Raw genomic sequence first — 11,676 nt, forward strand, 5'->3', positions numbered from 1 at the left:
GACCAACCGCACATCACGATATCTCGCCCGGTGCGTACCAGATCCCGCCGTATACCTGCCTGTAGCCGAGCGCCCGGTACGTCGCGTCCACCAGCGCCTGGCCGCGCGCGTTGATCCCGAGGCCGATGCCCTGCTTGTTCATCGAGTAGCCGAACGCCAGGCGTGCCGCCGGGTCGCAGAACCCGACGGATCCGCCCATGCCCACGTGGCCGAACGCGGTCGTCGACAGGAGCGCGCCCTCCTGGTCGGCGGGCGGCAGGTGCCGGTTGTCCGCCGCCTTCACGAAGCCGAGCGAGAACCGCGACGGCACCGCCAGCACCGCGTCGGTGCCCGCCGAGGCGGTGATCGACATGTGGACCAGGTGCTCCCCGGTGACCAGTTCGCCGCCGCCCAGCGACAGCGGCCGGTACATCCCGGCCAGGCCCCGGGCGTTCGTCATCGCCCCGATGGCCCCGAACTCGGCCGCGTGCGCCGCCCGGCTGTCCGACTCGCCGGGCGCCATGTAGCCGCCCTCGTTCGCCAGCAGCAGCGCGGGGATCGAGGCCGGGTCCGTGAACGCCTTGACGTAGAAGGACGGCGGCGTCCCGGGCGGGTCGGCGGGGATCGTCGGCGCGACCCTGTGCTCGTACTCCTCCGGGAGCCCCAGCCAGAACTCCAGGCCCAGCGGCTCCGCGACCTCCTCGCGGAAGAACGTCCCGAGCGAGCGCCCGCTCACCCGCCGCACGACCTCCCCGACCAGGTAGCCGAACGTGAGCGCGTGGTACCCGTGCCTGGTGCCCGGCTCCCAGAACGGCTCCTCGCCCGCGAGCCTGTCGGCCATCAGCTTCCAGTCGTAGAACGCGCCGGGCGGCAGCTTCTCGCGCAGCGCGGGAAGGCCGGCCTGGTGGGCGAGCAGGTGCCGGACGAGCGTCCCGCCCTTGCCGTTGGCGCCGTACTCCGGCCAGTAGCGCGTGACCGGGGCGTCGAGGTCGAGCTCGCCCCGCGAGGCCAGGATGTGGGCGCAGAGCGCTGTCGCGCCCTTGGTGCACGACCAGACGTGCCCGATGGTGCCGCTCTGCCACGGGACGCCGGGCGCAGCCTGGCCGCCCCACAGGTCGGCGACCACCTCGCCGTCGACGATCACGCACACCGACGCGCCCACCTCGCCGCGGCCGGCGAGGTTGCCCTCGAACTCCTCCGCGACCTGGGAGAACCGGGGATCGCAAGTGCCCTGCACGCTCATTTCCCGAATCCATCACGAAAGGCAGACCCTGTAAGCCTTTGGACTTTACCCCTCAATACCTATTTGTTTACTATGGAATCTGGGCGGGCTCGCTGATGTGCCGGGGCTGGCGGCGCTGCTGTCCGTGGGTTCGCCGTTCGAGATGGGCGCGGTTCGCGCGGCTAGGGGTGGCCGCGTGGACCGCGCCCTTTGACTGTTCGCGTCAATTTGGGTCTTGTCCTCCGGTGGAGGTCCGATCTACGCTTCCCCATACTCGTTAGTAAGGTTTCCTAATGAACGAGTGAGGAGCTCACCCCCATGCATCGATCCGTGCGGCTCGCCGCCATCGCCGCGATCGTCGCCGCCTCCTTGCAAGCAGCCCCGGCCCAGGCCGCGACCACGTACGAGGCCGAGAACGCCACCATCTCCCAGGGCGTGGTCGAGTCGAACCACGCCGGCTACAGCGGCACCGGGTTCGTCAACTACGACAACACCACCGGCTCGTACGTCGAGTTCGCCGTCGACGCCACCACCGCCGGCCCCGCCACCCTCACCCTGAGGTACGCCAACGGCACCACCACGAATCGTCCGATGGCCATCGCCGTGAACGGCACCGCGACCACAAAGGACTTCCCCGGCACCGGCGCCTGGACCACCTGGCAGGAGGCCACGGTCACCACCACCCTCAACGCCGGGACCAACACCGTCCGCGCCACCGCCACCACCGCCAACGGCGGCCCGAACCTCGACCGCCTGGTCCTCGGCACGCCCTCCAGCACCGGCACGCCCGTCCAGGCCAACGGGCAACTGCAGGTGTGCGGGGTCAAGCTGTGCAACGAGCACGGCAAGCAGATCCAGCTGCGCGGCATGAGCAGCCACGGCCTGCAGTGGTACTCCCAGTGCCTCAACACCGCCTCCCTGGACGCGCTGGCCAACGACTGGAAGGCCGACGTCCTGCGCATCTCCATGTACATCCAGGAAGACGGGTACGAGACCAACCCCCGGCTGTTCACCGACCGGGTGCACAACCTGATCGAGCAGGCCACCGCCCGCGGCATGTACGCCATCGTCGACTGGCACATGCTCGACCCGGGTGACCCCAACTACAACCTGTCGCGGGCCAAGACGTTCTTCACCGAGATCGCCCAGCGGCACAACGGCAAGAACAACCTGCTCTACGAGATCGCCAACGAGCCCAACGGCGTCTCCTGGTCCACCATCAGGAACTACGCCAACCAGCTCATCCCGGTGATCAGGCAGTACGACCCGGAGACCCCGATCCTGGTCGGCACCCGCGCCTGGTCGTCGCTGGGCGTGTCCGACGGGGCGACCGAGTCCGAGATCGTCAGCAACCCGGTCAACGCCGCCAACATCATGTACACGTTCCACTTCTACGCGGCCTCGCACGGCAGCGAATACCTCAACACCCTGTCCAGGGCCGCCGATCGCATCCCGATCTTCGTCACGGAGTTCGGCACCCAGACGGCCTCCGGGGACGGGTCGAACAACTTCACGCGGTCGCAGCAGTACCTCGACCTTCTGGCGCAGAAGAAGATCAGCTGGGTGAACTGGAACTACTCGGACGACTTCCGCTCGGGCGCCGTCTTCACCGAGGGCACCTGCCCGAACGGCCCCTTCGCCGGCACCTCCCGCCTCAAGCCCGCCGGGGTCTGGATCCGCGACCGCATCCGCACCCCCGACGACTTCTAACCCGCCTTATCGATCCAGCCAGGGTCCTCCCGGACCCTGGCTGGCCCTTTCCACCCCATCGACGCATCCCTCCTCCGGACACTGGGAGGGGATGCGGCCGAGGCGCGGCGCCTCACGGGCATCCCCCGACCCTGGGCACCCCACGCCGGCCGCCGTGCGTGGCGGGCGCGCGGCCCGGCGGCGGCGCACGGCCGAGGAGGGGCAGGGCAGGATGTGACATGTGCGGATTTGCATTCTCGGGCCCCTGGAGGTCGAGGGCGACGGGGGACCGATCGCGGTCGGTGGGTTCCGGCTGCGGGCGCTCCTGGCCGTGCTGGCGCTCGAAGCCGGCCGTACCGTCACGACCGAGCGGCTGATCGACGCCCTCTGGCCGGACGACCCGCCCGCCAACGCGGCCAACGCGCTCCAGACGCTGGTCAGGCGGCTGCGGGTGGCGCTTCGCCCGTACGAGGTGGTGGAGAGCAGGCCGGGCGGCTACGCGCTGGCCGTGGATCCCGACGACGTGGACGCCCTGCGGTTCAGGCGGACGGCGGCACAAGGGGACGGGCTGGAGCTCTGGCGGGGCCCGGCGCTGGCCGATCTGACCTCCGTGCCGCTCCTGGCGAACGCGGCCGCCGCCCTGGAGCAGGACCGGCTGGCCGCCGTCGAGGCCCGCGCCGAGGCCGGGCTGGCGGCGGGCGCGCCGGTGGATCTGATGTCGGAGGTCGCCGCGCACCCGCTGCGCGAGCGGCTGGGCGCGCTGGCCATGCGGGCGCTGGCCGCGGAGGGGCGGCAGGCGGAGGCGCTGGAGCTGTTCGAGCGCACCCGCCGCACGCTCGCCCACGAGCTCGGCGTCGATCCCGGGCCCGAGCTGCGCGCCGCCCATCTGGCCGTCCTGTCGGGAGATGTCCCGGTACGCCCTGCGGTCCCGACGGCCCAGGTCAGGCAGCGGGGCAACGTACGGACCCCGCGGACCAGCTTCATCGGCCGCGAGGCCGAGCTGGACCAGCTGGGCACCCTCCTCGCCCGGGCCAGGATCGTCACGCTCGTCGGCCCCGGCGGCGCGGGCAAGACCAGGCTGGCCACGGAGGTGGCACTCCGGTCGGCCGAGGCGGTCTGGATGGTCCAGCTGGCCCCGGTCAGCGACCCCGCCGACGTCCCAGGCGCCGTGCTCGACGCGCTCGGCCTGCGCGACGACCGCCCGCCGTACCGCCTGCCCGCCGATGGGACGGGCCCGGTGGAGCAGGTGGCCGAGGCCCTCGCGGGCCGCCCCGCGCTGCTCGTCCTGGACAACTGCGAGCACCTCGTCGACGCCGCCGCCGAGCTGGCCGAGCGGCTGCTGACGGAATGCCAGGACCTGAGGGTGCTGGCCACCAGCAGGGAGCCGCTCAACGTGCCGGGTGAGCACCTCGCTCCCGTCCCGCCGCTGGAGCCGCCGCCCGTGGGGGCGAGCGCCGAGCAGGCGGGGGCGTACCCGTCGGTCCGGCTGCTGCTCGACCGGGCCGGGGCCGCCCGGCCGGGGTTCGCCGTCGACGGCGGGAACGTGGCCTCCGTGGTGGCGCTCTGCCGCAGGCTGGACGGCATGCCGCTGGCCATCGAGCTGGCCGCGGCCCGGCTGCGCACCATGACGCCGAGGCAGCTCGCCGACCGCATCGACGACCGGTTCAAGCTGCTCACCGGCGGCAGCAGGACCGCGCTGCCGCGCCAGCAGACGCTCAGAGCGGTCGTGGAGTGGAGCTGGGAGCTCCTGGGCGAGCAGGAGCGGGTGCTGGCCAGGCGGCTGGGCGTGTTCGCGGGCGGCGCGACGCTGGAGGCCGTCGAGTCGGTCTGCGGGGGAGCGGCGGACGTGCTGGGCGCGCTGGCCGACAAGTCGCTGGTCCAGGTCTCGGCCGAGGGCCGCTACTCGATGCTGGAGACCATCCGCGCCTACGCGCTCGAACGGCTGGCGGAGGCGGGCGAGGTCGGCGACTACCGGCGGCGGCACGCGGCGTACCTGCTGGACCTGGCCGAACGCGCGGTGCCCGAGCTGCGGACGGCCGCGCAGATCGCCTGGATCGAGCGGCTGTCCCCCGAGCGCGACGACTTCGCCGCGGCCCTGCGGTACGTCATCGACGAGCGGGACGTCGGGTCGGCGCTGCGGCTGTGCGCGGCCTTGAACTGGTACTGGTGGATGACCGGCTACCGGAAGGAGAGCGCGACCTGGGCCACGCAGGTGATGGAGCTGGTGGGTGACGATCCGCCCGCCGGGCTGGCCGAGGCGTACACGGCGTGCATGTTCGCGTACGGCGTGGACAAGTTCGGCACGATCGTCAACGACCGGCCCGCCATGCTGGCGCTGTCGGAGCTGATGGACCGGCTCATCGAGCGGGCCGAGCGGGAGGGGTCGCTGCATCCCATGATCAGGCTCAGCAGGGCCGTCATGGCCGCCGCCGCAGGGGACGACGACCGCGCCGCCGAGCTGATCGAGGAGTACATCGGCAGCGACGACCTCTGGTTGTCCAGCTCCGCCCTCATGGTCGGCGGCCGGATGCGCAGCGAGGAGCGGCTGGAGCAGTCGGTGGCCGGGTTCAGGAAGCTCGGGGACCGGTGGGGGCTGACCGAGGCGCTGCTGGGCCTGGCCGAGGTGCGGGCCGCCCGGGGCGCGCCGACGGACGACCTGATCGCCGAGACCTGGTCGCTGACCAGCCGCTGGGTCGGCTCGGACGAGGCGATCTCGACGCTGCTCCGGCTGGCGGAGCTGCGGCTGCGGACCGGCGACCTGGACGGCGCGCGCGAGGACCTGGCCAGGGCCAGGGCGAACATCGACGGGGAGACCACGGCGTACACGCGGCTGCTGCTCGGCCTGGCCGAGGCCGCGCACGCCTGCCACCTGGGCGATCTGGACCGGGGCCTGGAGATCTACCGCGGGCTGTTCCCCGTGCTCGCCGAGGCCCCGCCGATGGTGCAGCTGGCCGCCGCGCTCAGGACCGCGTACGGCCGGGCGCTGGCCCGCGGCGGCGACCTGGACGCCGGCCTCGAACAGCACCGCCTGGCCCTCGAAGTGCTCGGCACGTCCAGCCCGGACCGGCCGTTGCTGTCGCAGGTGCTGGCCGGGTTCGCGCTGACCGCGCAGGTGGCGGGCGATCAGGAGCGGGCGGCCGTGCTGTTCGGGGCGTCGGCGGCGGTCGAGCCGCACGACGTCTCGCCCGACACCATGGAGGGCGCGCGGACGGCCAGGGCCGCGCTCGGTGACGAGCACTACGACGCGTGCTTCGCCAAGGGCGCGGCCATGTCCAGGCAGGAGGTCTACGGGATGGTCGGCAGCACGACGTAGGAGGGGCCATGCAGCGTGGTGGTGCCCTTCTCCAGGTTCCGCCCGAATCGGGGGAAGTTGGAGCCCGCCACGTCGATCCTGATCCGGTGCCCGGGCAGGAAGGCGTTCGAGATCGCGCCCAGCCGCACCGTCACCTCGCGCACCTCGCCGGGCACCAGGCCCGTCAGCCTGGCGATGCCGTCGGTCAGCAGCTCGGCCCGCCCGTCGGGGTGGACGTCGATCAGCTTGGCGGTCACGTCGGCGCTCGCGGCGGTCGAGGAGACCCGCGCGACCAGCTCGACCGGGCCGCTCACCTCCACCCGCTCGGTGAGGGGCGCGGTCCGGTGGCGCAGGACGTCGCCGCGCCCGTCGAGCGGCCGCTGGTCGAGCGGTCCGAACGCGTCGAACGTCATGACCGCGCCGCCGACCGTCGGCACCGGATCGCCGGGGTCACTGACGAACTCGGCCGCCCCGCCCTCCCCGGGCGTCGTGCCGAGCCCGCCGTCGACGCCCAGGTGGTACGGCACGGGCCTGGCCCGCCGGACGGGCCAGCCGTCCTCCTCGCGCCACGCGTCGTCGCCCATCACGAAGATCTTCACCTTCGCCCGGTCGCGCAGCGGCGCTCCGCGCAGCCAGTGGTCGAACCAGTCGAGGTGCACCCCGGTCCAGTCGATGGCCTCCTGGCTCGCCTGGTCGCCGTAGTCGCGCCCGCAGATGTCCCGCTCGTACGTGAAGTGCGTCCACGGGCCCACGATCAGCCGGGACTCGCCGCCCAGCCGCTCGAAGTGCTCGATGGAGCCGTCGCGGAAGTAGTCGTACCAGCCGGTGCTGACCAGCGCGGGCACCTCGATGTCGCGGTGCCGGACGACCCCGTCCCGCCAGAGCGGGTCGAGGGGGTCGGGGGTGTCCATCCACACCGAGTAGAACGGCACCAGGTCGGCCAGCAGCGGCTGGTCGCTCAGCGGCAGCCGCTCCGACAGCTCCCTCAGGCGCTCCTCGAGCCCGTGGGGCAGGCCGATGGCCGCCAGGTACCTGCCCTTGTCCTCCTCCGTGGCCGTGCCGAGCGCGATCCTGCGGTCCAGCTCGTCCACGGCCAGCACCATCGCGCTGACGGTGAGGATGATGTTGAGGTTGGGGACGCCGCCCGGCTGGTAGACGCACTCGTACAGGCCCGCGGGAGAGACGTGCGGCGCGATGGCCTTCAGGCCCTCGGGGCGCTCCTGGGCCGCGAGGAGCTGGGTGATCGCCAGGTACGAGTCTCCATACATCCCGACATTTCCGTCGGACCAGGGCGCGGTCGCCGCCCACCGGACCGCGTCGTAGCCGTCGGCCGCCTCGCCGCTGATGAACCGGAACTCGCCCTGCGAGGCGCCGGTGCCGCGGACGTCCTGGATGGCGACCGCATACCCGGCCGCCACCAGGCGGGGCACGTCGAGGTGGTACCCGGGGCCCACCACGCCCCGGCCGTACGGGGTGCGCGACAGCAGCACGGGGAAGCGCCCGCTCTCGGCCGGCCGCCACAGCGTCGCCACCAGCTCGGCGCCGTCACGGGTGGTCATGGTCTCAGTGGTCTCGATCATCGGACTCTCCTGTTGTAAGCACGAAGGGCAAGGGGGGCGAAGAGGACGAGCAGGGCGGCGGTCCACCCGAGCGTGATCCACACGTCGGAGGCGTGCAGTCCGCCGGTCAGCAGCCCGCGCAGGGCGCCGGCCAGGTGGGAGACGGGGTTGACGCCCATCCACCAGCTCAGCCAGCCGGGCATGTCGGTGGCGGGGACGAAGGCGCTGCTGCCGAACGTGAGCGGCAGCAGGACGGCCGTCGCCATCCCCTGCATGGACGTGACGGACTTGGCCACCAGCCCGATCCAGGCCGAGCCCCAGCTCAGCGCCATGGCCAGCAGCAGCACCAGCCCGAGCCCGGTCAGCGCGCTCAGCGGGCCGGTCGTGACGCGGAAGCCGACGGCGTACCCGACGACCATCGACATCACGATGGTGATCAGCAGCGTGAGCAGGTCCGCCAGGATGCGGCCCGCCAGCGGCGCGGACCTGGCGATCGGCATGGTCCTGAACCGGTCGAACACGCCGTTGCCGATGTCGGTGGCCAGGTTCATGCCGGTGGTGATCGTCGACATCAGCGCCACCTGGACGAGCACGCCGGGCAGCATGTACGCCACCGCGCCCGCCCGGTCGCCGCCGGCCGCCCCGCCGAACAGGTACACGAAGATAACGATCATGAAAACGGGCTGGAAGAGCAGGCCGAAAAGCTGGCCGGGATGGTTCTTCAGGGGGATCAGGCTGCGCCAGGCCAGCGTGAGGCCCTGGGAAAGCGCGGTGGTCATCGGTGGTCTCCGGTCAGGGTGAGGAAGACGTCGTCGAGGGAGGGCAGGCGCAGGGCGTGCTCGGCGAGCACGATGCCCGCGTCGTCCAGGTCCCGCAGCAGGGCGGGCGGCACCGAGAGGTCGTGCACCGGGACGCTGACCACGCCGTCGGCGGCCTTCGCGCCGAGGACGGTCTCGGCCTTCTCCAGGTCGGCGGCGCGCAGCGGCCGCACGTCGAGCCGGTGCCCGCCCGCCAGCGCCTTGAGCTCCGCGGGCGTGCCGGACGCCGCGACCCGGCCCCGGTCGATGACCAGCAGGTCGTCGGCGAGCTGGTCGGCCTCCTCCAGGTACTGCGTGGTCAGCAGCACGGTCACGCCGTCGGCGGTCAGCTCCCTGACGACCTCCCACAGCTCGCCGCGGGCATGGGGGTCCAGGCCGGTGGTCGGCTCGTCGAGGAACAGGATCCGCGGGCGGCTCACCAGGCTGACGGCCAGGTCGAGGCGGCGGCGCATGCCGCCCGAGTAGCCGCTCGCCGCGCGGTCGGCCGCCTCCTCCAGGCCGAAGCGGGCCAGCAGCTCCTTGGCCCTGGCTCTGGCCGCCGGCCGTGACAGGCCGAGCAGGCGGCCCACCAGCAGCAGGTTCTGGGTGCCGGTCAGCTTCTCGTCCACCGAGGCGTACTGGCCGGTCAGGCCGATCAGCTCGCGGACCTTGGCGGCCTGGCGGGTGACGTCGTACCCGCCGACCAGGGCGCGGCCCGCGTCAGGGAGGGCCAGGGTGGCCAGGACGCGCACCGCCGTGGTCTTGCCCGCGCCGTTCGGGCCCAGCACGCCGAGCACGGAGCCGGTCCGCGCCGCCAGGTCGACGCCGTCGAGCGCGCTCTTGTCGCCGTATCTCTTGACGAGCCCTTCGGCTTCGATCGCGTACTTCATGTCCCCAACGGTGTACGGGCCCGCTGGCATCCGCCTGGCATCGACCTGTCAGGGGGATGGTGCATGTCCGTAACTTTGGGCCTTTCCTCCGTGAGGCAACGTCTTCAATCTCGGGTCAGGCGCCGGACACCATCCGATCCCGAGCGCCCGAGGAGGACGAGGTGCGACACCGATTAGTCATCCTGCTGGCAGCCCTCAGCCTGATCAGCCTGACCGGCATGACAGGAGCGGGCGCCGCCGCGGAGCCCCCGGCCAACAAGCAGTACCGCGTGCAGGGCCCGGCGGACGCGCGGCAGCGCAGCGCCGTCGCGGCCACCGGAGCGGCCATCGAGGAAGTGGCCAAGGACTCGGTCCTGGTCACGGCGACGGAAGCCGAGATCTCCGCCATCAGGCGACTCGGCTACCGGGTGGCGGAGGTGCCGCGCCCGACATCCCCGTCCGGCGTCGAGGCACTTGACTTCCCGCCGGCGGACTCCGGCTACCACAACTTCGCGGAGATGACCGCGGACATCAACGCCCTGGTCGCGGCGCATCCGAACATCGTCAGCCAGTCCACGTACGGCACCTCGTACGAGGGCCGGGCGCTGCGCCTGATCAAGATCAGCGACAACGTGGGCACGGACGAGAACGAGCCCGAGGTGCTCTTCACCGCCCACCAGCACGCCCGCGAGCACCTGACGGTCGAGATGGCGCTGTACATCATGCACCTGTTGGCGGACAACTACGGCACGGACTCCCGGATCACCAACCTGGTCAACACCAGAGAGATCTGGATCATGCCGGACCTCAACCCGGACGGCGGCGAGTACGACATCGCCACCGGCTCCTACCGCTCCTGGCGCAAGAACCGGCAGCCGAACTCCGGCTCGTCGGCCGTCGGCACCGACATGAACCGCAACTGGGCCTACAACTGGGGCTGCTGCGGCGGCTCGTCGGGCTCGACATCCAGCGAGACGTACCGGGGCGCGAGCGCCGAATCGGCCCCCGAGGTCAGAGCGGCGGCCAACTGGGTGCGCAGCCGGGTCGTCGGCGGCGTGCAGCAACTCAAGGCGCACATCGACTGGCACACCTACAGCGAGCTGATCCTCTGGCCCTACGGGTACACCTTCAACGACACCGCCCCCGGCCTGACCCAGGACGACCGGGACGCGCACGCGACGCTCGGCCAGAACATGGCCTCGACCAACAGCTACACGCCCGAGCAGGCCAGCGACCTCTACATCACCGACGGGACCATCGACGACTGGATGTGGGGCGTCTACAAGATCTTCAGCTTCACGTTCGAGATGTACCCGACGGGCGCGAGTCCCGGCTTCTACCCGCCTGACGAGCAGATCGTGCCCCAGACCACCCGCAACAGGGAGGCCGTGCTCCGCTTCCTCGAATACTCCGACTGCGTCTACCGGATCATCGGCAAGGAGACCCAGTACTGCGGCACCGGCAACCCGCCGCTGACCGTCTACTCCGACACCTTCGAGACCGCCACGGGCTGGACGGTCAACCCGTCGAGCACCGACACCGCCACCACCGGACAGTGGGAGCGCGGCGACCCCGAGGCCACCACCTCCAGCGGCGCCAAGCAGCTCGGCACCACGGTCAGCGGCACGAACGACCTGGTCACGGGCCGCCTGGCAGGCTCGTCCGCCGGTGACTTCGACATCGACGGCGGCGTCACCTCGATTCAGTCGCCGCCCATCACGCTTCCGTCCACGGGCTCGCTGAACCTGTCGTTCTCGTGGTACCTGGCGCACGGCTCGAACGCCTCCAGCGCCGACTACTTCCGGGTCCGCGTGGTCGGCAGCACCAGCACGACGGTCCTGAACCAGGCGGGCGCCGCGTCCAACCGCAACGGCGCCTGGGCCACCGCGACGGCCGGCCTGAACGCGTTCGCGGGCCAGACGGTCCGCATCCTCATCGACGCCGCCGACGCCTCGGGCGCCTCCCTGGTGGAGGCGGGCGTGGACGACGTCAGGATCACCCAGCAGTCGTAGACCGCTCCGCCACTCCGCCGCACAGGATCCCGGTCCTGTGCGGCGGAGTCATGTTTGGGTCTTGTAAGGACGGGCTGTCAAGGCTACGATCGCGACAACTCTTAGGAAACTTTCCTAAAAGTAAGCCCTCGACATCACCGGTCTGCGCATACACCCCCCGAGGGCCCGTGCTCACCTCCACGGGCCCGTGCCGTACGGCTTGCGCTCTCACCCCCCGGTGCAAGCCGTACGGCACGCCATCCCTGAAGGAAGAACTC

At 71.6% G+C, this 11,676-nt stretch carries 7 protein-coding genes; 3 read left to right on the forward strand and 4 right to left on the reverse strand.

Annotated features, from left to right (window positions below; all coding sequences use genetic code 11):
* Positions 1-13: 13 nt before the first annotated feature.
* The gene (locus ACIBI9_RS56665; protein WP_397235731.1) at positions 14-1,222 is read right to left on the reverse strand and encodes a serine hydrolase domain-containing protein; all 1,209 of its coding nucleotides are present in this window, start codon (positions 1,220-1,222) and stop codon (positions 14-16) included.
* Between the two features lie 297 nt (positions 1,223-1,519).
* Between ACIBI9_RS56665 and ACIBI9_RS56670 the strand changes: the two genes are divergently transcribed.
* Both ACIBI9_RS56670 and ACIBI9_RS56675 read left to right on the forward strand, forming a co-directional pair.
* Positions 1,520-2,911, forward strand: coding sequence for a cellulase family glycosylhydrolase (locus tag ACIBI9_RS56670; RefSeq protein ID WP_397235732.1), 1,392 nt, complete (start codon positions 1,520-1,522; stop codon positions 2,909-2,911).
* A gap of 220 nt (positions 2,912-3,131) precedes the next feature.
* Positions 3,132-6,203, forward strand: a complete 3,072-nt coding sequence (locus ACIBI9_RS56675; RefSeq protein ID WP_397235734.1) for a BTAD domain-containing putative transcriptional regulator — start codon at positions 3,132-3,134, stop codon at positions 6,201-6,203.
* Here the strand turns inward: ACIBI9_RS56675 and ACIBI9_RS56680 are convergent.
* The 3 genes from ACIBI9_RS56680 to ACIBI9_RS56690 are packed head-to-tail and all read right to left on the reverse strand — an operon-like array spanning position 6,176 to position 9,428.
* Entirely contained in the window at positions 6,176-7,762 is a 1,587-nt protein-coding gene (locus tag ACIBI9_RS56680) for a CocE/NonD family hydrolase (protein WP_397235735.1), read from the reverse strand. The two genes, ACIBI9_RS56675 and ACIBI9_RS56680, sit on opposite strands and share 28 nt — an antisense overlap.
* Positions 7,759-8,520 (reverse strand): ABC transporter permease, encoded by a 762-nt coding sequence (locus ACIBI9_RS56685; protein ID WP_397235736.1) that lies wholly within the window; start codon positions 8,518-8,520, stop codon positions 7,759-7,761. Before ACIBI9_RS56685 ends, ACIBI9_RS56680 begins: the two co-directional genes overlap by 4 nt.
* Positions 8,517-9,428 carry an ATP-binding cassette domain-containing protein gene (locus tag ACIBI9_RS56690; protein WP_397235737.1) on the reverse strand — a complete coding sequence of 304 codons (912 nt, stop codon included), beginning with the start codon at positions 9,426-9,428 and terminating at the stop codon, positions 8,517-8,519. The genes ACIBI9_RS56685 and ACIBI9_RS56690 overlap by 4 nt, the downstream gene beginning before the upstream one ends.
* Positions 9,429-9,589: 161 nt before the next feature.
* Here ACIBI9_RS56690 and ACIBI9_RS56695 point away from each other — a divergent pair, with 161 nt between their 5' ends.
* Complete coding sequence (locus tag ACIBI9_RS56695) at positions 9,590-11,419, forward strand: M14 family zinc carboxypeptidase (RefSeq protein WP_397235738.1); 1,830 nt, start codon at positions 9,590-9,592, stop codon at positions 11,417-11,419.
* Positions 11,420-11,676: the final 257 nt, after the last annotated feature.

The organism is Nonomuraea sp. NPDC050451 (assembly GCF_044458585.1).

Coding starts and splice junctions, on each gene's coding strand:
- ACIBI9_RS56665 (WP_397235731.1), bottom strand. CDS start 1,222: ATGAGCGTGCAGGGCACTTGCGATCCCCGGTTCTCCCAGGTCGCGGAG.
- ACIBI9_RS56670 (WP_397235732.1), top strand. CDS start 1,520: ATGCATCGATCCGTGCGGCTCGCCGCCATCGCCGCGATCGTCGCCGCC.
- ACIBI9_RS56680 (WP_397235735.1), bottom strand. CDS start 7,762: ATGATCGAGACCACTGAGACCATGACCACCCGTGACGGCGCCGAGCTG.
- ACIBI9_RS56685 (WP_397235736.1), bottom strand. CDS start 8,520: ATGACCACCGCGCTTTCCCAGGGCCTCACGCTGGCCTGGCGCAGCCTG.
- ACIBI9_RS56690 (WP_397235737.1), bottom strand. CDS start 9,428: ATGAAGTACGCGATCGAAGCCGAAGGGCTCGTCAAGAGATACGGCGAC.